General features: G+C 72.7%; 19 protein-coding genes. 15 read left to right on the forward strand and 4 right to left on the reverse strand.

Annotation, left to right across the window (positions count from 1 at the left end):
• Positions 1–106 precede the first annotated feature (106 nt).
• Together ABZ404_RS24015 and ABZ404_RS24020 are read left to right on the forward strand one after the other, a co-directional pair.
• Positions 107–760 (forward strand): dihydrofolate reductase family protein, encoded by a 654-nt coding sequence (locus ABZ404_RS24015; protein ID WP_358831268.1) that lies wholly within the window; start codon positions 107–109, stop codon positions 758–760.
• Between the two features lie 143 nt (positions 761–903).
• Complete coding sequence (locus ABZ404_RS24020; protein WP_358831269.1) at positions 904–2,001, forward strand: hypothetical protein; 1,098 nt, start codon at positions 904–906, stop codon at positions 1,999–2,001.
• Positions 2,002–2,102: 101 nt separating this feature from the next.
• On the opposite strand, the gene ABZ404_RS24025 is transcribed toward ABZ404_RS24020, so the two are convergent.
• From ABZ404_RS24025 to wrbA, 3 genes are all read right to left on the reverse strand, one after another.
• Positions 2,103–2,522 (reverse strand): VOC family protein, encoded by a 420-nt coding sequence (locus ABZ404_RS24025; RefSeq protein WP_358831270.1) that lies wholly within the window; start codon positions 2,520–2,522, stop codon positions 2,103–2,105.
• Between the two features lie 28 nt (positions 2,523–2,550).
• Positions 2,551–2,772, reverse strand: a complete 222-nt coding sequence (locus tag ABZ404_RS24030; protein ID WP_358831271.1) for a hypothetical protein — start codon at positions 2,770–2,772, stop codon at positions 2,551–2,553.
• Positions 2,773–2,966: 194 nt separating this feature from the next.
• Positions 2,967–3,569 carry an NAD(P)H:quinone oxidoreductase gene (wrbA, locus tag ABZ404_RS24035; RefSeq protein WP_358831272.1) on the reverse strand — a complete coding sequence of 201 codons (603 nt, stop codon included), beginning with the start codon at positions 3,567–3,569 and terminating at the stop codon, positions 2,967–2,969.
• 176 nt (positions 3,570–3,745) lie between these two features.
• Here wrbA and ABZ404_RS24040 point away from each other — a divergent pair, with 176 nt between their 5' ends.
• Entirely contained in the window at positions 3,746–4,372 is a 627-nt protein-coding gene (locus ABZ404_RS24040; protein ID WP_358831273.1) for a helix-turn-helix domain-containing protein, read from the forward strand.
• A 222-nt stretch (positions 4,373–4,594) separates the two neighbouring features.
• Positions 4,595–4,972, forward strand: coding sequence for an STAS domain-containing protein (locus tag ABZ404_RS24045; protein WP_358831274.1), 378 nt, complete (start codon positions 4,595–4,597; stop codon positions 4,970–4,972).
• Positions 4,973–5,052: 80 nt separating this feature from the next.
• Here the strand turns inward: ABZ404_RS24045 and ABZ404_RS24050 are convergent, their stop codons facing one another.
• Entirely contained in the window at positions 5,053–5,448 is a 396-nt protein-coding gene (locus ABZ404_RS24050; protein ID WP_358831275.1) for a nuclear transport factor 2 family protein, read from the reverse strand.
• A 98-nt stretch (positions 5,449–5,546) separates the two neighbouring features.
• On the opposite strand from ABZ404_RS24050, the gene ABZ404_RS24055 reads away from it, so the two are divergent.
• From ABZ404_RS24055 to ABZ404_RS24105, 11 genes are all read left to right on the forward strand, one after another.
• Positions 5,547–6,122, forward strand: coding sequence for a TetR/AcrR family transcriptional regulator (locus ABZ404_RS24055; RefSeq protein ID WP_358831276.1), 576 nt, complete (start codon positions 5,547–5,549; stop codon positions 6,120–6,122).
• Between the two features lie 851 nt (positions 6,123–6,973).
• Positions 6,974–8,452: a sugar transferase gene (locus ABZ404_RS24060; RefSeq protein WP_358831277.1), complete on the forward strand. Its 1,479-nt coding sequence runs from the start codon at positions 6,974–6,976 to the stop codon at positions 8,450–8,452.
• 73 nt (positions 8,453–8,525) lie between these two features.
• The gene (locus tag ABZ404_RS24065) at positions 8,526–9,851 is read left to right on the forward strand and encodes a nucleotide sugar dehydrogenase (RefSeq protein WP_358831278.1); all 1,326 of its coding nucleotides are present in this window, start codon (positions 8,526–8,528) and stop codon (positions 9,849–9,851) included.
• On the forward strand, positions 9,841–11,121 hold the full coding sequence (locus tag ABZ404_RS24070; RefSeq protein ID WP_358831279.1) for a glycosyltransferase family 4 protein: 1,281 nt from the start codon (positions 9,841–9,843) through the stop codon (positions 11,119–11,121). Before ABZ404_RS24065 ends, ABZ404_RS24070 begins: the two co-directional genes overlap by 11 nt.
• Complete coding sequence (locus tag ABZ404_RS24075) at positions 11,118–12,482, forward strand: Wzz/FepE/Etk N-terminal domain-containing protein (RefSeq protein ID WP_358831280.1); 1,365 nt, start codon at positions 11,118–11,120, stop codon at positions 12,480–12,482. Before ABZ404_RS24070 ends, ABZ404_RS24075 begins: the two co-directional genes overlap by 4 nt.
• Positions 12,479–14,038: a Wzz/FepE/Etk N-terminal domain-containing protein gene (locus ABZ404_RS24080; protein ID WP_358831281.1), complete on the forward strand. Its 1,560-nt coding sequence runs from the start codon at positions 12,479–12,481 to the stop codon at positions 14,036–14,038. Before ABZ404_RS24075 ends, ABZ404_RS24080 begins: the two co-directional genes overlap by 4 nt.
• A 3-nt stretch (positions 14,039–14,041) precedes the next feature.
• A complete protein-coding gene (asnB, locus tag ABZ404_RS24085) occupies positions 14,042–15,976 on the forward strand; it encodes an asparagine synthase (glutamine-hydrolyzing) (protein ID WP_358831282.1) in 1,935 nt (644 codons plus the stop codon).
• A 16-nt stretch (positions 15,977–15,992) separates the two neighbouring features.
• Complete coding sequence (locus tag ABZ404_RS24090) at positions 15,993–18,194, forward strand: bi-domain-containing oxidoreductase (RefSeq protein ID WP_358831283.1); 2,202 nt, start codon at positions 15,993–15,995, stop codon at positions 18,192–18,194.
• Positions 18,191–20,161, forward strand: a complete 1,971-nt coding sequence (locus ABZ404_RS24095; RefSeq protein ID WP_358831284.1) for an alginate lyase family protein — start codon at positions 18,191–18,193, stop codon at positions 20,159–20,161. Before ABZ404_RS24090 ends, ABZ404_RS24095 begins: the two co-directional genes overlap by 4 nt.
• Positions 20,162–20,169: 8 nt before the next feature.
• Positions 20,170–21,699 carry a right-handed parallel beta-helix repeat-containing protein gene (locus ABZ404_RS24100; RefSeq protein ID WP_358831285.1) on the forward strand — a complete coding sequence of 510 codons (1,530 nt, stop codon included), beginning with the start codon at positions 20,170–20,172 and terminating at the stop codon, positions 21,697–21,699.
• Position 21,700: 1 nt separating this feature from the next.
• Entirely contained in the window at positions 21,701–22,927 is a 1,227-nt protein-coding gene (locus ABZ404_RS24105) for an O-antigen ligase domain-containing protein (protein WP_358831286.1), read from the forward strand.
• Positions 22,928–22,930: the final 3 nt, after the last annotated feature.

The following is a 22,930-nucleotide window of genomic DNA, read 5'->3' on the forward strand; positions in this document are numbered from 1 at the left end:
CCGCCGGGGTGGCCGGTGTCTCGGTCGGGGCGCCGGCGCGCCAGGACCGATGAGTTTGGCGGGGCCGACCAGTCACATGGGTATCGCCAACAGCAGGAGGTATCACGTGGTTCAGCTACTGCGGGTCCAGAACTTCAACGTCTCCAGCGACGGGATCGGCGCGGGTGCGGCCGAGGACCAGAGCCTGGAGAACCCGTTCGGCCTGCCCCGCGCGGGTGACCTGTTCGCCTGGGCGGGGGCGACGGCGAGCTGGCCGGGGCGTACCGATCCCGGTGGCAGCCGGGGCCTGGACGACTACTTCACGCGGGACTTCGCGCACAACATCGGTGCGGAGATCATGGGCCGGAACAAGTTCGGTCCGCAGCGCGGTCCCTGGGAGGACGAGGACTGGCGCGGCTGGTGGGGCGACGAGCCGCCGTTCCACACGCCGGTGTTCGTGATGACGCACCACGAACGGCCGTCGTTCACGTTGTCCGACACGACGTTCCACTTCGTGGACGGGGACCCGGCGACGGTGCTCGCGCGGGCGCGGGAGGCCGCGCAGGGGAAGGACGTCCGCCTCGGCGGCGGGGTCACGACGGTCCGGCAGTTCCTCGACGCGGACCTCGTGGACACGATGCACGTGGCGGTGTCGCCGCATCTGCGCATGGGTTCGGGCCTCCGGCTGTGGGAGTCCCCGGACGAGCTGCGGGACCGCTTCCACCTCGAGGTGGTGCCGAGCCCGAGCGGAGTGGTGCACCACCTGTTCTGGCGGAGGTGAGGCGGCGAGCCGGCGCCCTGTGAACGCTTTCCGGCCGCACCGCTGTGCCTGCGCATACCGAAGCACCGCGCCAGGGCTCCCCGTGCAATCATGGGCGGGTTTGCCGGGGAGGGCCCGGCGGCGGTGGATGTGGGGATGTTCGCGTGGGTGTGGTGGGGGATCAGGGTGACGGCTCGGCCGTGCCCGACGAGGAGTGGGAGCGGTTTCAGCGCGAGTTGACGCAGGGGGTGTCCGACGCTCCCAAGGAGCCGTCCGCGCGGGCCCGCATGGTGGCCGGGCGGTTGCCCAAGCAGCCCACGGCGCAGGAGGTGTGGCGCGGCTACGCGCCCGACCGGCGGCGACGGGGCAGGCAGGGGTGGTACTTCGTCGGCTTCCTCGCCTCGCTCGCCCTGCTGGCCGTGGCGCTGTTTCCGGGGCGGGTGGTCGACTTGTTCACCGGCGACGAGTCGGCGGACACACCGCTCGCCGCGGAGACGAGCCGCCCCTCCCAGGCACCGCCCACGCGGGCAGCGGATCGGCCCACGCTGGACGAACCGTTCCGGGGGTCCCCCGCGGCACAGTGGGCCGACGGCGCGGCGGGGATCTCGGTGCCCCCGGCCAGGGCGACCGGGTGGATGAGTACGGAGGAGGTGGCGGCGGCCCTGGGGCACACCCGGGACTTCCTCGTCGCCGCCAGTCTGGACCCGGGGGTGCTGCGGGGCGACCACCCCGCCAGGGCCATCGCCTGGATCAATCCGGAACAGCGGGATGTCCAGGACTACTTGTCAGCGGCTTTCCGCACGCCCAGCAGGTCGAACGACCCGCTGCTGCTGTTCAGCCGGTTCGACAAGACACGTACACGTCTCGTCGGCGACGTGGTGAAGACGCGGGGCCGGATGACCTTCCAGCAGGGTGACCACGGCGCGCTGCGGGTGACCACGGACGTCACGTACGTGTACCCCGTCGTACGCGCGGCTTCGGGCAGCAGCGACGTCGAGCGGACGATCGTGCGGCGCGAAGTGGTGGTGGACTGGGACGATCCCACCAAGGTGATCACCAAGGCGGGGACGTTCTCCCTGGTCTCGTACAAGATGAACATGACGAACGGCGGTTGCGGCGACCCGAACGGCTACTTCACTCCGGACTTCGGAGCGCGACGGGATGCCGCGTCGGGTGATGGGCGCACGATCGATCCCTACGACCGCAGCACGTCCATGGGCGACAGGATGGGCCAGGGTTGCGGGGTAGCCACGCGGACGTGAGCGAACGGGTCGAAGGCGGCCGCCACCGGTCCGCCGTCTCCCGGGCCGCCTGCCCGCCGAGCGGCGCTCGCTCTTCGGGAGGCGGAGTTCTGGGATCTGGCTTACTGGCTCAGCAGCGAGAACGTGTGGCCCGCCGGGTCGGAGTAGAGCCGCCTGTCGTACGGGCCGCCGTTGTCCTTGGTGTCCAGCGGGCGCGCGCCGAGCGCGATCACCTGTCGCTCCACCGCGTCCATCTGCGCCCGCTCCACCAGGAGTTCCAGGTGCGCCTGCTGGGAGTCGTCGGGGCGGGGCCAGCTGTTGGGGGCCGCGCCGTGGTCGCGGCGGAAGGCCATCCTCGTACCGCCGCGGCCGGTGATCTCGATGCGCTCCCGGCCGCGTTCCTCCTCGGCCGGGGGTTCGCCGCCCAGCAGCCGGGCGTAGAACTCGGCCAGGGCCTCCGGCTCGGCGCAGTCGAGGGCCAGCACAGCCGCCTGCACCAGGCCCGTCGACTCGGTCGTCACGTTCTTCGACAGTTCTTCCATTCCACGCCCTCCGCGCCTCCGGGGATGCTCAGTAGTAGCGGCGGTCCTCTTCGACCACGGCCGCGGCGGGCGGCGGGGCCTGGAGCCGCCGGCGCTTGAAGATGCTCACGTACGCGGCCGTTCCGATGATGCCGACGGCCATCAGGACCAGCCCCGCGACGTGGATGTTCATGCCCTGGACGTGCCAGTCGACCGCGAACGTGAGAATCGCTCCGATCCCTATCAGCAGAATGCATCCGCCGAGACCCATGGCTGTACCTCCGAACTCCGACTGCGCGTACGGTCGGTTGGTACGGGTGCCCCTGCGGGGCCGTACCTAACGTCCGCGGGCCGCACGGCCGTTGCCGGAGTCCGTTCGCGCCGGACGCGGGACCGGTCGCGGCCGGGTACGCGCCGGGGCCCGGCCGTCGCTGCGGCCGGGCCCCGGGACGTGCGCACGAGGGGTCAGCGCGTGCCCGCCTGGAGGCGCGCGGCGATCTTCGCCAGACGCTCGCCCTGGTAGCGAGCCGCCTCCAGCGTCCCCTCGGAGACGGCACCGGAGCCCGCGTGGACCGTGCCGTACGGGTTGCCGCCGGCGCCGTACACGACCGGGTCGGTGTAGCCGGGCGAGACGATGATCGAGCCCCAGTGGTGGAACGTGTTGTACAGCGCGAGCGTCGTCGACTCGTTGCCGCCGTGTGTGTTGATGGCGCTGGTGAAGCCGGTGGCCGGCTTGTCCACCATGACGCCCCGCTGCCACAGGCCGCCCGTGGTGTCGATGAACTGCTTCAGCTGCGCGGCGATGTTGCCGAAACGGGTCGGCGAGCCGAGCGCGTACGCGTCCGCCCACTCCAGGTCGTCGAGCGTGGCGACCTCGACGTCCTTGGTGTCCTCGACGTGCGCGCGCCAGGCCGGGTTGGAGTCGATGGCGGCGTCCGGAGCGAGCTCGGGGACCCTGCGCAGCCGGACCTCGGCGCCGGTCTTCTCCGCCCCCTCGGCGATCGCCTTGGCGAGCTGGTGGACGTTCCCGGTGGACGAGTAGTAGATGACCGCGACCTTGGCACTCATGACGAGGCCCCTCCCAAGCAGAGATCGTAAACAGAGCGTGGAGGAGAAGTGGATAGCTATCCGGTTCCCCTCGGCATGAGTAAAGCGGATAGGAATCCACTTTGCAAGGGGTCGCCCCGGCTCCCCGCCCGCGCTCCTGCGATCGAAGCGGATAGTTATCCGGTAGCCTCGGGACCATGACCCGCATCGAACTCTCCGTCACGGGCCAGGACCCGCCGGAGCGCGCGGACGCCGCCCGCAACCGGCGGAAGATCCTGGACGCGGCGGCCCGGCTGGTCGCGGAGCAGGGGCCGCGGGCCGTCACCATGAACGCCGTGGCCCACGCCGCCTGCATGGGCGTCGGTACGGTCTACCGCCGGTTCGGCGACGTCAGCCAGCTCCTGTTCGCCCTCATGGACGACAGCGAGCAGCGCTTCCAGCAGGCCTTCCTCTCCGGACCCCCGCCGCTCGGCCCCGGCGCCCCGCCCGACGAGCGGCTGCGCGCCTTCCTGCACGCGCTCGCCGACCGGATCGTGGAGCAGCGCGAGATCATGCAGATGGCGGAGGCCGCCTCGCCGAGCGCGCGCTACACCACCGCGGTGTACGCCACGCTGCACACCCATGTGTCGATGCTCCTGCGCGCGGCGCGGCCCGAGGCGGACATCGCGATGCTGGCCCATCTGCTGCTCGCCCCCTTCGTCCCGAGCCTCTTCGAGCACCTGACGGCGGGCCGCGGGGTGACGCCGGAACGCATCAAGGCCGGCATCGACGATCTGCTGGGCGTGCGGCGCGGTCCGGACGAGCGCGCCGACGGCCGTTCCTGAGTCTCGGACCGGGCCGGACGGGCAACTGCGGATCGGCCAAGAGATCGGTCATATGCCAACGCGTAATGTTCAATGGCCACTTGGGCCGGGCATGCACACACCGGAGGCCCCGGTTCTCGACACGCGCGGCCGGACGTCCCCACCGTTCCACCGCACCACTCCCCCGTACTCTCTCCTCCGTCGGCCTCCGGGCGGGCGGATCGCCTCCACCGAGGTGAGCACATGATCGCCGTCCTACCGGACTTCGCTCCACCGTCACGCGTCTACCGCATGCGCGGGCACACCGTCCTGGCCCTCTGCGGTGAGATCGACATCGCCACCGCCGCCGAGGTCGTCCCACATCTGGAGGCCGTGACCGCGCCGTACGAGCCGAAGGTCGTCATCGACCTGAGCGCGGTCACCTTCTTCGACTGCTCCGGCCTACGGCTGCTCAGCTCGGCCCGCCGACGCGTGCGCGCCCGCCACGGCAGCCTCACGGTGGTGTGCGCGCACCCGTTCACCCTGCGGATCCTGGCGCTCTCGGGCCTGGCGCCCGCGCTGCGCCTGGTCCCCACCCTGGAGGAGGCCGTCCGGCCCCCGGCCACGGCGGTCCGCGACTGACCGGGACGCGCCACGCGTGAGGCCGCCGTCGAGGTACGGGCGCGGGGCGGTCAGAGGTGCGGGCGCTCGCCGTGCGAGGTTCACGCGGTCTCGGGCTCCGTGGCCGGCGGCACCTCGCCCGCGGTCTTGCTGAAGCCGAGCGCCTCGACGATGCGTCCGTCCAGCACGCGCATGACGTTCACGCCGCTCACCCAGTCGTGGGGGCCGTCCCCGTACCGGTAGTCCCACAGGATGGTGGCGCGCTCGCCCGCCACGATCACCTCCTGCGGACGGAACCGCGAGCCGTGGTCCTCGACGAGCGCGGTCCACCACCGCGTACAGGCCTCGCGGCCCACGACCCGCTCCCCGCGCGGGGCGGGCTGGACGCTCTCCATGACGCACTCGTCGGCGATCAAGTCGCCCAGGAGGTGCGCCTCGCGGTGGGTGAAGGCGCGGTTGAAGCGAGCGATGACATCGGCGGTGGTGCGTGTGGACATGGGTCCTCCTCGGCAGAAGTAGACCGTTCGGTCTACGCGTCCCGGGTCAATAGATAGACCGGTTGTTCTACCGCGTCAAGAGCTGCCACAATCACGTCATGACCACCTCCACCAAGCCCGGCCCCCGCGAGCGACTGCTGCTCGCCGCCCAGGAGTTGACGTACAGCCAGGGCGTCGGCGTCGGCGTGGACGCCCTGCTGAAGGCGGCGGGGGTCGCCCGGCGTTCGCTCTACGAGCACTTCGGGGGCAAGGACGGGCTGATCGCCGAGATGCTGCGCCGCAGCACTGCCGAGGACGAGGAGCGGTACCGTACGACCATGGCCGCGGCGGGCGAGGACCCGCGCGCCCGGCTCCTCGCGGTGGTGGACCGGCTCGGCCGGACCGCCTCCGAACCCGGTTTCCCCGGCTGCCGCTACCTCGCCGCCGACCTCGCGCTCTGCGACCCGGAGCACCCCGCACACGAGGCGACCCGGGGCTACCGGCGCACGGTCCACCGCCTGTTCGCCGACGAGTTCGCCGCACTCGGGCACGAGCGGCCGGAGTTCGCCGCCGACCAGCTGCTCCTCGTCGTCGACGGACTGCTCGCCGCCGGTGCCACCCGCCCGGGCAGCCAGGCCGTCACCGCGTCCCGGGAACTCGCCGAGCACATCATCGGCCCCCCGCCTCGCGGCTGAACCGCGCGCCGAGCGGCACACCCCTGCACACGCGGAGAAAAACCCCCGCTGTCACGGTCCTGGCTTCGAGGTGTGCCCAGCGCCGGAGTGCGGCGGGCGTGACTTTTTCCGAACCGGCATTGTCCTTTCGGACATCGCCGGTCGCACCACCCCCACGTGAGGGGTAACCGACGAGCGGCCCGCCGTCAAGATGCCGTTCCGTTTTCCTCCGTCATCCCAGCGGAAACAGGCCACAGTTGCGCGGCCGTATCTCTTTTTCCCACCCGGGAGATATACCGGCCTCGCGTCTCCCGATGGGGCCAACTCCCCCGGAAAACACCGCAGAACCGGCCTCCGCGGGCCGGTCCGGTCGTCACGTGCGCCCCGGGCACCCGATCCCGCACACCGGTAAGTGATCAAGGGCCGACCGGCCCGGGGAAAGGTTGAGCACGAATTACACACATCCCCTCTACATACCGGCTCCCATGGTCTAGATTGTCCGTGCTTCAGCCCCTCGGGCACGAGGCAACCAATAATGATCAATAGGTCCGGCGCAACGGACAGCGGCGGTCAGTCGCGCCCCCGTGCCGGACATGGGGGTGATCAATTCCTGGCACCCCGAGAGGGGGCCCCGGGTGTGGGGAGCACCTGGGGTTTCGACGGGTTCCGGTGAGGGTCGAGAAGCCGGCAGGGCCTACGAGTCCGCTGCCGCAGGGTGGGTTTGTCGTTCAACCAGCACTGAATAGCCGGGATGTCATGCGCGGGGGGCGTGGGCCTCCCGTGGGGAGACACAGTGCGGGAGGCGGGGGCCTCCCGGGGGGAGGAACAGTGTTAGGCGAACACGTCCAACCACTGCTGACCTGGGGGGTCCTGTGCGGCAGGGGGGACTAGTCAGACCGTTTCCGCCGGCGCGAAGACCGCTGGCGGACGAGGCGGTCAGCCGGCCGGCGACCGACTGGGAGCAGCGGTACCGCCGTACCGTGATCACCAGCGACACCCTCGCCACCGCCTTCGTGGTGGCGGCGATCGGCGCCTTCTTCGGGGCCCGGGACGCGGCCAACTGGCATGAGAAGTGGGGCATCCTCACCTTCGGCACCGAACTGCTGGTGCTGGGAGCGCTCGCGGTGAGCCGGGCGTGGGCTCCCGGTGTGCTCGGCCAGGGCGCCGAGGAGTTCCGCAGGCTCGGGCGCGCGCTGTTCACGGCGGCCGTCGTCCTGTCGCTCGGCGGGATCGCCCTCACCTCGCGCAACATCAAGCTCTGGATCTTCGTCGCGATTCCCGCGATCGGCATCGTCACCATGACCGCGCGGTACCTGCTGCGCCTGGGGTTGCACAAGCAGCGCAAGGAAGGGCGGTGTCTGCGGCCGGTGCTCGCGGCCGGGAGCCCCGCCACCGTACGCGACCTGATCGCCCGGACCCGCAAGTTCCCCCACCTCGGCTGGCGGGTGGACGCGGTGTGCACCACGGACGGACTCGGCCTCGACGGCGGCCAGTTGGACGGAGTGCCGGTCGTCGGCGAACTGGCGGACGTCGCGGGCCATGTCCGCCGCGACGGCTACCGCGTCGTCGCGGTCACCCCGGATCCGCACTGGTCACCGGACCGCTTGCAGCGCCTCGCCTGGAACCTGGAGGGCAGCGACGCCGAGATGGTCGTGGCCCCCGTGCTGATGGAGGTGGCCGGACCTCGGCTGCACGTCGACGCGGTGCTCGGAATACCGCTGCTGCGGGTCAGCATGCCGACCTTCACCGGCGGCCGGCGGGCGGTCAAGGAAGTCGTCGACCGGCTGGGCGCGGCGCTCCTGCTGCTGGTGTTCGCGCCGCTGATGGTGCTCGTCGGCGTCCTGGTGCTCGCGGACAGCCGCGGCGGGGTGTTCTACCGCCAGCGCCGGGTCGGCAAGGACGGCCGCGAGTTCACCATCCTCAAGTTCCGCACCATGGTGGCCGGGGCCGACCGGGCGCGGGCGGCGCTGGCCGACCGCAACGAGGGCGCCGGCCTGCTGTTCAAGCTCCGCCGCGACCCCCGGGTGACCCGGGTGGGCGCGGTGCTGCGCCGGTACTCGCTCGACGAGCTCCCGCAGCTCTTCAACGTCCTGACCGGCTCCATGTCACTCGTCGGCCCGCGGCCTCCGCTGCCGGAGGAGTCCGCCGCGTACGGCCCGGACATCCGGCGGCGGCTGCTGGTCAAACCGGGGCTCACGGGCCTCTGGCAGATCAGCGGACGCAGTGACCTGCCGTGGGAGGAGGCGGTCCGGCTCGACCTCCGATACGTGGAGGACTGGTCGCTCGCCCTGGACACGGTGATCTTGTGGAAGACCCTGCGGGCGGTGCTCTACGGCCAGGGGGCCTACTGATGCGCGGCGGAGTACGACACGCCGGCGCGCCGACCGCGGGCCGCAGGGGCTCGTGTGGGGGGAGGGACGGGGCATGAGAGTCAGCGTCTTCGGGCTCGGCTACGTGGGCTGTGTGTCGGCCGCGTGCCTGGCCAGTCTGGGGCACGAGGTCATCGGGGTGGACGTCAACCAGGTGAAGGTCGACCTGGTCAACGACGGCAGGGCCCCGGTGGTCGAGGAGCGGATCGGTGAACTCACCGCCGAGGTGGTGCGCAGCGGAGCGCTGCGCGCCACCGCCGACGTCCGCGAGGCGGTCATGGGCAGCGAGGTGTCGCTGGTCTGCGTGGGTACGCCATCGGAGCCCAACGGCAGCCTGTGCACCACCTACTTGGAACGGGTCACCGAGCAGATCGGCGCCGTGCTGGCCGAGGGGGGCAAGCAGGGGGGCCGGCACACCGTCGTCTTCCGCAGCACGATGCTGCCGGGCACCTGTCTGAACCTGCTCGTGCCGATCCTGGAGAAATACGTCGGCGGCACGGCGGGGGTGGACGTGGGGGTCGCGGTCAACCCGGAGTTCCTGCGCGAGGGCACCAGCGTGCGGGACTTCTTCGACCCGCCCAAGACCGTCATCGGCGAGCTCGACCCGGCCGGCGGCGACGCCGTGGCGGCGCTCTACGAGGGCCTGCCCGGCGAGGTGTTCCGGGTGCCGATCCCGACGGCCGAGGCCATCAAGTACGCGGACAACGCCTTCCACGGCCTCAAGATCGGTTTCGCCAACGAGCTGGGCGCGGTGTGCCAGGCGCTGGGCGTGGACTCGCACCAGGTGATGGACGTGTTCCTGGCCGACCGCAAGCTGAACATCAGCCCCGCCTATCTGCGGCCCGGCTTCGCCTTCGGCGGCTCCTGCCTGCCCAAGGACCTGCGCAGCCTGGTCCACGCGGCGCGGCGGGCCGACGTCTCGGTGCCCATCCTCGCCCATGTGCTGCCCTCCAACTCCGACCACCTGCAACGGGCGGTGGACCTGGTCGAGCGCACCGGCAGACGCCGGGTGGGCCTGTTCGGGCTCTCCTTCAAACCCGGCACCGACGACCTGCGCGAGAGCCCGCTCGTCGAGCTGGCGGAGCGGCTCTTCGGCAAGGGGTACGACCTGAAGATCCATGACGCCAACGTCAGCCTCTCCCGGCTGATGGGCGCCAACCGCGAGTACATCGAGACGCGGCTGCCGCACCTCGCGCAACTGCTCGCCGACTCCGTCGAGGAGGTGCTCGCCCATGCCGAGGTGTGCCTGGTCGGGACCAGGGACCCGGCCGTGCTCGCGGCGCTGCCCCACGGCGACGGCCCGATGATCGTCGACCTCGTCCGCCTTCCCGACGCCGAGGCGCGCCGGGCCGAACCGGGGTACGTGGGCCTTGCCTGGTGACATCTCGCGCGACGACACGGCCGGTGGCGACCGGCCGGCCAGGCGCGCCCTGATCCTGGTGGAGAACCTGTCGGTGCCGTTCGACCGGCGGGTGTGGCAGGAGTGCACGACGCTGCGCGACGCGGGGTGGGAGGTGCACGTCATCTGCCCCCGGGGAAGCAGACGCGACACGGAGGCGGAGGCGGAGATCGACGGCGTGCGGATCCACCGCTACCCGCTGCGCGCGGCGACCGGAGGACCGGCCGGCTATCTGCGGGAGTACGCGACCGCGCTGTGGCACACGGTCCGGCTGGCCCGCAAGGTCGGCCCGGTCGACGTGGTCCACGCCTGCAACCCGCCGGACCTGCTGTTCCTGCCGGCGCTGTGGCTGAAGCGGCGCGGCGCGCGGTTCGTCTTCGACCAGCACGACCTGGTGCCCGAGCTGTACCTCTCCCGGTTCGACCGCGGCGAGGACCTGCTCTACCGGGGGGTGTGCGCCCTGGAGCGGTGGACGTACCGGGCCGCCGACGTGGTGCTCGCCACCAACGAGAGCTACCGGGACGTCGCGGTGCGCCGCGGCGGCCGGCGGCCCGCGGACGTGTTCGTGGTGCGCAGCGCACCCCAGACCGACCGGTTCCAGCCGGTGCCGCCCGAACCGGAGCTGAAGCGCGGCAAGCCCCATCTGCTGTGCTACCTCGGGGTCATGGGCCCCCAGGACGGCGTCGACTACGCCCTGCGGGCCCTGGCCAAACTGCGCGACGAGCTCGGACGGACCGACTGGCACGCGGTGTTCGTCGGATCCGGCGACGCCTTCGACGCGATGGTGGAGCTGTCCCGGCGGCTCGGGCTCTTTGACCAGGTGCAGTTCACCGGGCGGGTGCCGGACGCCGATCTGGTGCGCTACCTGTCCACCGCGGACGTGTGCCTCTCGCCCGACCCGCGCAACCCGCTCAACGACGTGTCGACCATGAACAAGGTCCTGGAGTACATGGCGATGGGCCGCCCGATCGTCTCCTTCGACCTGAAGGAGGCGCGGGTCTCCGCCGGTGACGCCGCTCTCTACGCGCCCGCCAACGACGAGGCCGCGTTCGCCGGGCTCATCGCGCTGCTGCTGGACGACCCCGACCGGCGCGCCCGGATGGGCAGGACCGGCCAGGAGCGGATCGGCGGGGAGCTTTCCTGGCGGAACTCGCAGGCCTCGCTGCTCGCCGCCTACGCCGTCGCCTGCGGCCGGCGCACTCCGGCGTCGGTGGACGGCCCCGTACGAACGGCGAGGAGGCCGCGCCATTGAGCGATGACACGATACGCCTGGTCACGATCGGGCGGATGTTCCGCAGGCGCTGGCAGCTGCTCGCCGTCCTCGCGGTGGTGGGCGCGCTCGTCGGCTACGGCAGCGCGGTGTTCTTCCCCCCGCGGTACACGGCGTCGGCGTCGGTGCTGCTGCCCGGGCAGTGGGAGGAGCGCGAGCTGCTGACCCAGGCGGAGATCGCGACCAGTTCGGCGGTGGTCGACCGCGCGGCCACCACGCTCCGCTGGCGGGGCGGCGGCACCGGGCTGCGGGACCGGGTGAGCGCCAAGGTCACCGACGGGAACATCATCAAGATCTCGGGGACGGCCGACACCCCGGAGGGCGCGCAGCGGCTCGCCGACCAACTGGCCCAGCAGTTCGTCGCGTTCGCGGCGCGGATCGCGGGCGACGACAGCGACCCCGACGCGGCGGCCGGGCCCGAGGCGCTGCGGCAGAAGGTGGAGAAGACCAACCGCCGCATCAGCGAGCTGGCCAACGCCGCCGACCCGGGGCAGACCGTGGAGAGCGTGCAGGTCCGCACCGAACTGGAGAAGCTGCGCACCGCGCTCCAGGAGGCCATGAAGAAGCTGGACCAGGCCGACCCGGCGACCAGCAAGGCCGGCCTGGTCGTGATGGGCCCGGCGGCCCGCCCCACCGGCGAGGCACCGCCGACGAGGACCCAGCTCACCGTCGCCGGGGCGCTGCTGTTCCTCGTGCTCGCGGTCGTCGGCCATCTCGCCGCCGCCCGGGTGAACCGCCGGCTGCGCACCGAGGGGGAGATCGCCGCGGCCCTCGGCTCGACGCTGCTGGGCGCCGTCGACGTACCGCGCGAACGGGCCGCGCCGCCGACTCGGCGCCGTGGCCCGCGGACCTGGATCCGCCGGCTCCTCGGCCTCGACGGCCGGTGGGACATGCCGGATCCGCCGATGTCCGACGACGAGGTGGGCAGACGGATCCGCTACCGGCGGGTGTGCGTCCGCCTGCGGGACCGGCTGCCGGCGCCGCGGCGGCTGCTGGTCGTCGTCCCGGACGGCGACGAGACCGCCCGCCTGGCGGCCGGGGAGCTCGTCGCCGAGGCCGAGAGCGGTCCGCTGCTGCGGGTGGTGGCCGTCTCGGTGTCCCAGCCGTTGGTGCCGGACCGCGGCACCGAGTCCGGCGCCCTGGTCGTGGTCGGCGCGGGCGGTTGGACCGCGGAGGACCTCGCCGGTGTCGCCGAGGCGTGCGCGGACGCCGAGCACGAGGTGGTCGGCGTCGTCGTCGCCCGCCCGGTCCGGGCCCGTCCGGTGCGGACCACTACTCCTCCGCCACGGCCCACCGCCCCGGTGATCCCCGTGGGCGACGACGCGAAGCGGGGTTCGGTGTGACGAGCAGGACTTCGCAGGCGCCGGACGCCACCCCGCTCTTCGACCTCCAGTCGCTGGTGGCGGCGGTCCGCAGACGCCGCCGCCTCTGGACGTCCCTGGCGCTGCTGGGGCTGCTGGCCGGCGCGATGATGGCCGTCCTGAGGCCGCCGCCCCCGGCCGCCGTGGCGAAGGTACTGGTCACCCACCAGGCCGACCAGCCCAACGACACCGGAACGCTGATGCGTACCGATGTCGCGCTCCTGGGGACCACCCGGATCGCCGGCAAGGCCCTCCAGTCCCTCAAGTCCCCCGAGAAGCCCGAGGACTTCATGCGGGACTACCGGGGCACCGGCCTCACCAACAACCTGATGCAGATCGACGTGACCGCGTCCAGCCACACGGAGGCGGTGTCCCGGGCCAGGGCGCTGGCCGACGCGTTCGTGGCGGACCACGTCCGGCGGATGCAGGAGGCGGCGAAGGCCGAGGCCAAGGCGCTCCTCGACCAGCGTGACCGGATGCGGGACGAACTCGCCCAGGTCAACAAGGCGATCGGGGACCGGGCGCAGTCGGGCGGGGCGAAGGCGTCGGCCAGTATCGAGACGCTCTACGCCCGCCGGGCCGAGCTGAACTCGCGGATCGCCGACTTCGACCAGCGCGCCGCCGAGGCGCGCACCGGCGCACCCCGGCTCGTCGCGGGCACGCAGATCGTGGACGGGCCGCGCGCGGTGCGGCACTCCCTGCCGAAGGCCGCTGTCACCAACGGCGTGGTCGGCCTCGTCCTGGGGCTCGTCCTCGGGATCGCGGTGGCCGCGGTCGGCTCGGTGGTGGCGGACCGCCCCGTGCTGCGCCGGGAGATCGCGGCGAACCTGGGGGCCTCGGTCGTCGCGGAGCTGCACCGCACCCCCCGGGGGCCGGTGTGGCTGTGGCGGCGCGGCAGGCGCCGGGCGGCACACCGGCGGCTCGCCGCGACCCTGGCCCGTACCGTGCGCGGCTGCGCGGAACCGGTGTCGCTGCTGGAACTGGGCTGTGCGCGCACCACGGGCGCGATCGCCCTGGACGTCGCCCGGGCGCTGGCGGCCGACGAGCCCGTGGTCGTCGTCGACGGCCTGCCGGGCCAGGAGCTGGCCAACGGCCGCCGGGAGCCGGGCGATCCGAGCGTGGTCGGCGGCGAGGACGCCGTGGCCGTGCCGCACCACGGACACCGGCTCGGCGTCGGCTCGGTGGCGCCCGGCACGGCGTGGACCGACCTCCAGTACCTCGGCACGCGGACCGTGCTCGTCGTACGGGCCGGGCACGGCAGCGCCGCGTGGCTGCACACCGTGGCCCGGCAGCTCGCGGACCAGCGGATCGCGGTCATCGGTGTGGTGCTGATCGACCCCGATCCGCGCGACCGGACCGACGGCACGCTGTGGGACGGGCTGCACACCGCGCTGCGCGGTCAGAACGAACGGCCGGCCCGGCGGAACGGTGGGGGCACCTCCCACGCCGTTCAGGCAGTGGGGGAAGGCCGGCGGGGGACGGAGCGGCTGCCGATGTGGGCGGCGCGGGTCCCGGACAGCGACCAGGAGGCGCGGTAGGACATGTGTGGCATCGCAGGCACATACCGGTGGCCGGACGGGAAGGCCGTCACCGACCGGCTCACCGACGTCCTCGCCCACCGGGGCCCGGACGGGGCGGGCCGCTACGGCCATCCCCTGGGCGACGGCGACGTGCAGCTGGGGCACCGCCGGCTGGCCATCATCGACCTGTCCGGGACCGGCGCCCAGCCGATGGTCTCGGACGGCCTGGCCCTGACGTACAACGGCGAGCTGTACAACGCGCCCGAACTCCGTACCGAACTGGCCGCCGCCGGGGTGCGCTTCCGCGGCACCTCCGACACCGAGGTCCTGCTGGAGGCCTGGCGGCGCTGGGGCACGGACTGCCTGCCCCGGCTGCGCGGCATGTTCGCCTTCGCGGTCTTCGACGAGCGCACAGGTGAGCTGGTGCTCGCCCGCGACCAGCTCGGCGTCAAACCGCTGTTCCTGCTCCGGCGCGGTACGGGCCTGGTGTTCGCCTCCGAACTCAAGGCGCTCGCCGCGGTGACCGGCGGATCACTGGAGGTGGACCACGCGGCGCTGGTGGCCTCGCTGCTGTACTACTGGGTGCCCGACTCGCGCTGCGCGCTGCGCGGGGCGGAGAAGCTGCCGCCGGGAAGCTGGCTGCGGTGCCGTGCCGACGGCCGGGTGGACCGGGGCACGTTCTGGAGCCTGAAAGACGTCGCCGCCGAGGGCCGGGAGCGGGCGCGCGCCGGTGAGCGGCCCGATCTGGCCGCCGTCGTCGAGGAGTCGACGCGCCGGCACCTGCTCTCCGACGTGCCCGTGGCGACCTTCCTCTCCGGCGGGCTCGACTCCAGCTATCTCACCGCGCTGGCCGCCCGCCACCGGCCCGGGATCTCCGCCTACACGATCGGGTTCCGCGCCGAGGACGCCAGGTTCGAGGCGATGCCGGACGACCTGCGCTACGCCCGTCAGGTGGCCGGGCGGTTCGGCGTCGACCTGCACGAGATCGAGATCGCGCCGAACGTGCTCGACCTGCTGCCGCAGATGACGTACCACCTGGACGAGCCGATCGGCGACCCCGCCGCGATCAACACCTTCCTGATCTGCTCGGCGGCCCGGGAGGCCGGGGTGAAGGTGATGCTCTCGGGGATGGGCGCCGACGAGCTGTTCGCCGGGTACCGCAAGCACCTGGCCAACCTGCTCGCGCTGCGCTACCAGCGCGTTCCGCGCCCCCTGCGGCGCGGGGTGTCCGCGGCCGTGGACCGGCTGCCCGTCGCCACGGCCCGCCGGGGCTACCGCTCCGTGCGGTTCGCCAAGCGGTTCCTCTCCTTCGCGGAGCTGCCGGAGGAGACCGCGTTCCGGCGCAGCTACACCATGTACGACCAGGAGGAGCTGCTCGCTCTGGTCGACCCGGATCTGGCCGGGACGGTCGACGACGTCCTGACCGAGCACGCCGATGTCTACCAGGACAACGACCTCGACGACTTCGTCAACCGCATGTGCCTGGGCGACGCCCGGATGTTCCTGCCGGGCCTCAACCTCGCGTACACGGACCGCTCCAGCATGGCCGCGTCGACCGAGGTGCGGGTGCCGTACGTGGACGTGGAGGTGGTCAGGGCGGCGTTCGCGGTGCCCGGCGACCGCAAGATCACCGGACGGCAGGGCAAGGCCGTCCTGAAGGAGGCCGCCCTCTCGGTCCTGCCCCGGGAGATCGTCTACCGGCCCAAGGGCCTGTTCAGCGCCCCGCTGCGGGCCTGGATGAGCCGGGACCTGGCACCGCTGGTGCGCGAGGTGGTCAACGACGGCGAGCTGGTCCGCTCCGGGTTCCTGCGCCGTGACGCGCTGGCGCGGATGGTCGCCGAGGACGCCGCCGGGCAGCGGGACTTCTCCAAACATCTCTGGCATGTGCTGACCCTCGAGTACTGGTATCGCGGCGCGACCTCCGGGTCCGGCGAGAACACGCGCCTGTCGGCGTAGAAGCAAGGGGACTTCGGTGAAACAGGTTGTGCAGAACTACAAGAGCGGCGAGCTGGCGGTGCTCGACGTGCCGGTGCCGGGGTGCAAGCCGGGCGGGGTGCTGGTCCGCAGCGCCTACTCGCTGATATCCACCGGGACCGAGCTCATGAAGGTGTCCGAGGCCGGTATGTCGATGCTGGGCAAGGCCCGCTCCCGGCCGGACCAGGTGGCCAAGGTCATGCAGAGCGTGGCCACCAACGGGGTGCCCGCCACCTACCGCAAGGTGATGGGCAAGCTGGACTCGTACACACCGCTGGGCTACTCGCTGTGCGGGGTGGTCGAGCAGGTCGGCGCCGGGACCGACGACGTGGCGGTCGGTGACGTGGTGGCCTGCGCGGGCAACGAGCACGCGCTGCACGCCGAGCTGAACTGGGTGCCGAAGAACCTCTACGCGCGGGTGCCGGACGGTCTCGCGCCGCGGCACGCGGCCTTCGGCACCGTCGGGTCGATCGCGTTGCAGGGCGTGCGCCGCGGTGAGCCGCAGCTCGGCGAGGTGGCGCTGGTGATCGGCCTCGGCCTGATCGGGCAGCTGGTCGCGCAGCTCCTGACCGCCTCCGGAGTCCGTGTCGTGGGGGCCGACCCCGACCCGGCGCGCTGCGAGCTGGCCGAGCGCCTGGGCGCCGCGGCCTGCGGCGATCCCGCGTCCGCGGCCGTGGAGAGCGCCGTCGCCGAACTCACCGGCGGGTACGGCGTGGACCAGGTGTACCTGGCGGCGGGCGGGGGCAGCAACCAGCCCGTCGAGCTGGCCGCCCGGCTCTGCCGGGACCGGGGGCGGGTCGTCGACATCGGCAAGTGCCGTCTGGACCTGCCGTGGAACGCGTACTACGAGAAGGAGCTGGACGTCCGGTTCTCCCGGAGTTACGGCCCCGGGCGCTACGACCCGGAGTACGAGCTGGAGGGCCGGGACTACCCCATCGGGTATGTGCGCTGGACCGAGCGCCGCAACCTGGCGTGCTTCCTCGACCTCGCCGCCCGCGGCCGCGTCGACGTGGAGCCCCTGGTCTCGCACGTCGCCGCCTTCGACGACGCCGTCGAGACGTATCAGCGCCTGAAGGACGGCGATCTGAAGGCCGTGGCGGTGCTGTTCCGGTACCCCGGGCGGCCGGCGGAGGCGCGGGCGCAGGCCCCGGCGGTGTCCGTGCCGGTGCCCGTGGTGAAGCGGTCCGGCGGCGGGTCGTCCTCCCCGTCCCGGGGCGCGGGGACGCCGGTGCGGCTGGCGTTCGTCGGCGCGGGCAACTACGCCACGTCGATGCTGCTGCCGCACCTGGCGGGGCGCGAGGGCGTCGAGTTGTCGGCCGTCGTCACCACGACGGCGCTCTCCGCGGCCAACGCGCGGCGGAAGTTCGGTTTCGCCGCGGCGACCACGGATCTGGACGCCGTGCTCGGTGACAAGTCCGTCGACGCGGTGTTCGTCGTCACCCGGCACAGCTCGCACGCCGAACTGACCCGGAAGGCGCTGCTGGCCGGCAAGAGCGTGTTCGTGGAGAAACCCCTGGCGCTCACCGACGAGGAGCTGGCCGGGGTGCTGGCGGCGGTGGAGGAGTCCGGGAACGACCGGCTCCAAGTGGGCTTCAACCGCCGCTTCGCACCGCTGCTCCAGGAGGCCGGGAAGCGGTTCGGCGCCCGCACCGGGCCCGCGAACCTGCGTTACCTGGTCAACGCGGGCCGGTTGCAGCAGGGCAGTTGGTACCTCCAGCAGGGCGCCGAGGGCTCGCGGTTCGCGGGCGAGGGCGGGCACTTCATCGACACCGCGAGCTGGCTGCTGGGGGCCGACCCGGTGTCGGTGTACGCGGTCGCCACGTCCGGCAACGAGGACCTCCAGGTCGTGCTCCGCTACCCGGACGGGTCCACCGCCACCCTCAGCTACGTCACCTCCGGCGCGCCCGACTTCCCCAAGGAGACGCTGGACCTGGTGGCGGACGGCAAGGTGCTGCGGCTCGACGACTTCGTGCGCGCCTCCGTGTACGACGGCCGCCGCAGGCGGTGGGTCAGTTCGCGGCTGCCGAAGGCACGGGACAAGGGCCAGTCCGCACAACTGGCCGCGTTCGTAAGGGCGGTGCGGACCGGCGGGCCCATGCCGGTGTCCCTGGAGTCGCTGGCCGCCACCACGGCGGCCACCCTCGCCGTACGGTCCGGCCTGGCCGCCGGTACGCCGGTGACCCTGACGGGGGCGCGATGACGGTGCGCTCGGGAAGTGCCGGCTGGTATCTGCGGCGGCTGTCCCGGATGGGGCCGCGTGAGGTCGGCGGCCGGGTGGGCGACACGGTGCGCAGACGGCGGTGGCGGTCGGCGCCGCCCTCCTGCCCGGCCGTGTCCGGTGCCCGGTTCACCGCGGTGCTGCCGGCGGGGGCGCTCGCCGCGGTGCCGCCGGACGCCGCGCGACGGCTCGTCGCCGAGGCGGACCGGCTGATGGCCGGGTACGTCACGTACTTCGGGGTGGAACGCGACGACCTGACCGACCCGGACTGGTCCCACGACCCCAGGACCGGGCGCCGGGCCCCCGGCGGCTACGCCTTCGACGTGCCGTACCGCGACGAGGACGCGGTCGGGGACATCAAGCAGATCTGGGAGCTGTCGCGGCACCAGTACCTGACGGTGCTGGCCGCCGCCTACGCGATCACCGGGGACGAGCGGTACGCCGAGCGCGTGGCCGCGCATCTGCGGTCCTGGTGGGAGGCCAACCCGCCGCTGCGCTCGGTGCACTGGACCAGCGGCATCGAGCTGGGCATCCGGCTGCTGTCGTGGGTGTGGGTGCGGCGGCTGCTCGACGGCTGGGCGGGCGCGGCCGCGCTCTTCGAGTCCAACCCGGTGGCGCGCGAACAGATCTGGCACCACCAGCGCTGGCTGGCCGCCTTCCCCAGCCGGGGCTCCTCGGCGAACAACCACGTCGTCGCCGAGGCGGCCGGGCAGTTCGCGGCGGCCTGCGCGTTCGGGTGGTTCCCCGCCTCGGCGCGCTGGCGGGCCGAGGCGCTGCGGCTCCTGGAGCGGCAGCTGCGCGCCAACACCTTCCTCTCCGGTCTCAACCGCGAGCTGGCCACCGAGTACCACGGGCTGGTGCTGGAGCTCGGGCTGGCCGCGGTGGCCGAGGCGGACGCCGCGGACGTGCCGGTCCCCGCGACGGTCCGGGTGGTGCTGCTGCGCATGACCGACGCGCTCGCGGCCGTCGTGGACAACCGGCTGCGTCCGCCGCGCCAGGGGGACGCGGACGACGGCCACGGCCTGGTCCTGGACGGCGCGGGCACCCACCGCTGGGCTTCGCTCCTGGCCACCGGGGACGCCGTGTTCGGCCGGCTCGCCTGGTGGCCGGAGGTGACCGGAGGCGATGTGCGCACCCCGCTGCTGGCCGCGCTCATCCGGCCGTACGCGAAGGTGGCGAGCGCACCGGCCGTGTCCCGCCCGGCGAGCAGGCCGGGCCACTTCGCCGACGCGGGACTCACCATCCTGCGCGGCCCCGGGGAGATTTGGTGCCGCTGCGACGGCGGCCCGCACGGCTTCCTGTCCATCGCCGCGCACGCCCACGCGGACGCGCTGTCCGTGGAGGTCCGGCACGACGGGGTCGACGTGCTGGCCGACCCGGGGACGTACTGCTACCACGGGCAGCCCGAGTGGCGGCGGTACTTCCGCTCCACCCTCGGCCACAACACCCTGGGCCTGGACGGCGGCGACCAGTCCGTCTCCGGCGGCCCGTTCCTGTGGACCCGGCACGCCCGTGGCCGCGTCCTGGCCGCGGACACCTCCGAGGGGGGTGTGGCCCGCTGGTGCGCCGAGCACGACGGCTACCTGCCCTCCACGCACCGGCGCCGGGTGGAGCTGACGGCCGCGAGCGGAGAACTGCGGGTGGTGGACGAGGTGCGCGGCGGCCCCCGCCGGGACGTGCGGCTGGCCTTCCACCTCGGCCCGGCCATCACCGCGGAGCTGGTGGGCGACCGCGCCCGGCTCACCTGGACCCGGGACGGCGAGGACCGCTCGGCCGTGCTCGACCTGCCCGGGGAGCTGTCCTGGCGGGCGCACCGCGGCGAGAGCGATCCGCCGCTGGGCTGGTACTCCCCCGGCTTCGGGCGCAAGGAACCCGCCACCACGCTGGTCGGCACGGGCTCCGCCGACGCCGCGCGCGGGTTCACCACCGTACTCAGGTTCCACGGCTAGGGGGCAGCGTGGGATCCACGAGGCGGTACGGGGTGTGGGTGGCGGCGTCGGCGGCGGCCCTGCTGGTGACGGGCTGTGTGAGCAAGCCGGGCGGACCGGCGCCGGAGCCGACGGGCCGGTCCGCCACGTCGGCGGCCCGGTCCGTGGCCCGGGTGTGCGCCGCGCCCCCGGCCGGTCCGGCGACCGCGCCCGCGGGCGCGGTGACGGTCGACCCCGCGGTCGTCGGTGACCTGGCGGCGAAGACCCGCGACAGCCCCCCGGGCACCACGTTCTGGCTGCGGCCGGGCCGGCACCGGCTCGAACCGGACCGCTACGCCCAGGTGCTCCCCAAGGAGGGCGACCACTACCTCGGCGCGCCCGGCGCGGTGCTCGACGGCCGCAAGACCAACCAGTACGCCTTCGGCGGTCCCGCCCGGGACGTCTCCCTGCGTCATCTGACCGTCGAGGGGTTCGTCGCGCCGCAGAACGAGGGCGTGGTCAACCACGACTCGGCCGACGGGTGGGTGGTGGAGCACACGACCATCCAGCACAACTCGGGCGCCGGGCTGATGGCCGGTGCGCGCCAGCAGGTGCGCGCCAGTTGTCTGCGCGGCAACGGCCAGTACGGAATGAACGCGTACAAGGACGGCGCCCCGCTCGGCGGTCTGGTGGTCGAGGGCAACGAGATCGCGGGCAACAACACCGACGACTGGGAGCGGCGCCGGCCGGGCTGCGGCTGCACGGGAGGCGTGAAGTTCTGGGCCGTCAACGGCGCCGACGTGCGCGGCAACTGGGTGCACGACAACCGCGGGACCGGGCTGTGGGCGGACACCAACAACAACGACTTCCGCATCGAGGGCAACGTCCTGGAGGCCAACGACGGTGCCGCGCTGATCTATGAGACCAGCTACAACGCGGTCATCCGGAACAACTCGTTCCTGCGGAACAACTGGGTGGAGGGCCGCAAGTACGTCGAGCGCGGCGACACCTTCCCGTTCGCGACGGTCTACCTGTCCGAGTCGGGCGGCGAACCGCGGATCCACGCCCGTACGGACAAGATCGAGATCGCCGGGAACGTCCTGGAGAACAACTGGTCCGGGATCACCCTGTGGGAGAACGCCGACCGGTTCTGCAACAGCCCCGCCAACACCTCCTCCGGCGACTGCACGCTGCTGGTGGCGCACTCCGACCGCTGTGCGCGCCCGGCGATCGCCGACGCGCCGCTGTACGCCGACTGCCGGTGGAAGACCCAGCGGGTGGACATCCACAACAACCGCTTCCTGCTGGACACCTCGGTCGTCGAGTGCACGGTGAAGTGCGACCGCATGGCGGTCCTGGCCAACTACGGCACCTACCCGGACTGGTCGCCCTACCAGGGCGAGCAGGTGGCCGAGGCGATCACTCTCAAGCAGCGCAACCGCTGGCACGACAACGTCTACGTCGGACCGTGGAAGTTCGTCGCCCACGACCCGAGCCGGGTGCTGGACACCGGGCAGTGGCAGGCCCCGCCGTACCAGCAGGACGCGGGCAGCACCTTCCGTATGCCGGACGGTGGTTGAGATGGAGACCGACCACACGCCGAAGCTCGTCGGCACGGTCTGGGGGCTGCTGATCCTCAACACGCTCGGCTCCGCGGGCGCGAAGACCATCGTCCCGCTGCCGCGCTCCCTCATCCAGCTGGTCACCATGGGCGCGCTGGTCGCCGCGTTCGCGCTGGCGCTCGCCCTCAACCTCCGACTGCGCGTCCGGCCCAGCGCCTTCCTGTCCCTGCTCACCCTGCTGCTGGTGCCGAGCGTGATCTCCAGCGCGCATCTGGAGTCCGGGTTCGGCGCGCTGTTCCGGTGCGCCCGGCTGGCGCTCTTCGTCGCCACGCTGTGGCTGCTCGGCCGCTGGTGGGACGGGGGTGTGACGTTCGTACGGCACCACATCCGGATGTACTTCGCGGTGCTCGGGTCGGTCGCCGCCGGTCTGGTCGTCTCCCCCGGCGCGGCCCTGCCCGGCCTCTACGGCGGACGCCTGGTCGGCGCGGTGTGGCCGCTCACCCCGCCGCAGATCGGCCAGTACGCCGCGGTGATCATCGGGCTCACCGTGCTGCTCCTGATGGGCCGCCGGACCGACCGGACCAGCGCGGCGGTCGTCATCGTGCCGTCCCTGGTCCTGCTGGCGCTGACCCACACGCGGACGGCCACGCTCGGCCTGTTCATCGGGCTGACGCTGGCGATCGGCTCACTCGTGCTGACCAGCGCCGCGGCCCGCCGGTTCTTCACCTGGGCGGTGCTGTGCGCCGTGGTGGCCGCGGCGGCGCTCGGCCCGGCGCTCCAGGCGTGGTTCCTGCGCGGCCAGAGCAAGGAGAACTTCTCCAGCCTCACCGGCCGGGCCAAGGTGTGGGACGCGCTCCTGTCGGCGCCCCGGTCGACGTCGGAGAAGGTGTTCGGCGTGGGCCTGGGCGACAAGTCGTTCGGCGGGCTGCCGATCGACAACAGCTGGCTGGCCGTCTACAACGAGCAGGGGCTGATCGGCATCACCCTCGTCGCGGCCGTCATCATCGTGCTCGGCGGCGTCGCGCTGCTGCGACCGCCGTCGTTGCAGCGGGCCTGCGCGATCTTCCTGATCAGCTACTGCGCGATCGCCTCGTACACCGAGGCGGGCCTGGGCGACGCCTCGCCGTATCTGCTGCATCTGGCCCTGGCCGCCTCGCTCCTCGCGGCGCCCGCCGCGCCCGCGTCCCTCCCGGCGCCCGCGATTCCCCGACGACCTGTCCCGCGCTGGGCCCGGGACCGGAGGTGACCC

It is taken from the genome of Streptomyces sp. NPDC005878 (assembly GCF_040629815.1).
Classification (GTDB): Bacteria; Actinomycetota; Actinomycetes; order Streptomycetales; family Streptomycetaceae; genus Streptomyces.

Bases quoted from the DNA above. Each gene is read 5' to 3' on its own strand.
- wrbA (WP_358831272.1), bottom strand. From the start codon at position 3,569: ATGAGTGCCAAGGTCGCGGTCATCTACTACTCGTCCACCGGGAACGTC.
- ABZ404_RS24095 (WP_358831284.1), top strand. From the start codon at position 18,191: ATGACGGTGCGCTCGGGAAGTGCCGGCTGGTATCTGCGGCGGCTGTCC.
- ABZ404_RS24040 (WP_358831273.1), top strand. From the start codon at position 3,746: ATGACCCGCATCGAACTCTCCGTCACGGGCCAGGACCCGCCGGAGCGC.
- asnB (WP_358831282.1), top strand. From the start codon at position 14,042: ATGTGTGGCATCGCAGGCACATACCGGTGGCCGGACGGGAAGGCCGTC.
- ABZ404_RS24105 (WP_358831286.1), top strand. From the start codon at position 21,701: ATGGAGACCGACCACACGCCGAAGCTCGTCGGCACGGTCTGGGGGCTG.
- ABZ404_RS24050 (WP_358831275.1), bottom strand. From the start codon at position 5,448: ATGTCCACACGCACCACCGCCGATGTCATCGCTCGCTTCAACCGCGCC.
- ABZ404_RS24065 (WP_358831278.1), top strand. From the start codon at position 8,526: ATGAGAGTCAGCGTCTTCGGGCTCGGCTACGTGGGCTGTGTGTCGGCC.
- ABZ404_RS24025 (WP_358831270.1), bottom strand. From the start codon at position 2,522: ATGGAAGAACTGTCGAAGAACGTGACGACCGAGTCGACGGGCCTGGTG.
- ABZ404_RS24055 (WP_358831276.1), top strand. From the start codon at position 5,547: ATGACCACCTCCACCAAGCCCGGCCCCCGCGAGCGACTGCTGCTCGCC.
- ABZ404_RS24030 (WP_358831271.1), bottom strand. From the start codon at position 2,772: ATGGGTCTCGGCGGATGCATTCTGCTGATAGGGATCGGAGCGATTCTC.
- ABZ404_RS24045 (WP_358831274.1), top strand. From the start codon at position 4,595: ATGATCGCCGTCCTACCGGACTTCGCTCCACCGTCACGCGTCTACCGC.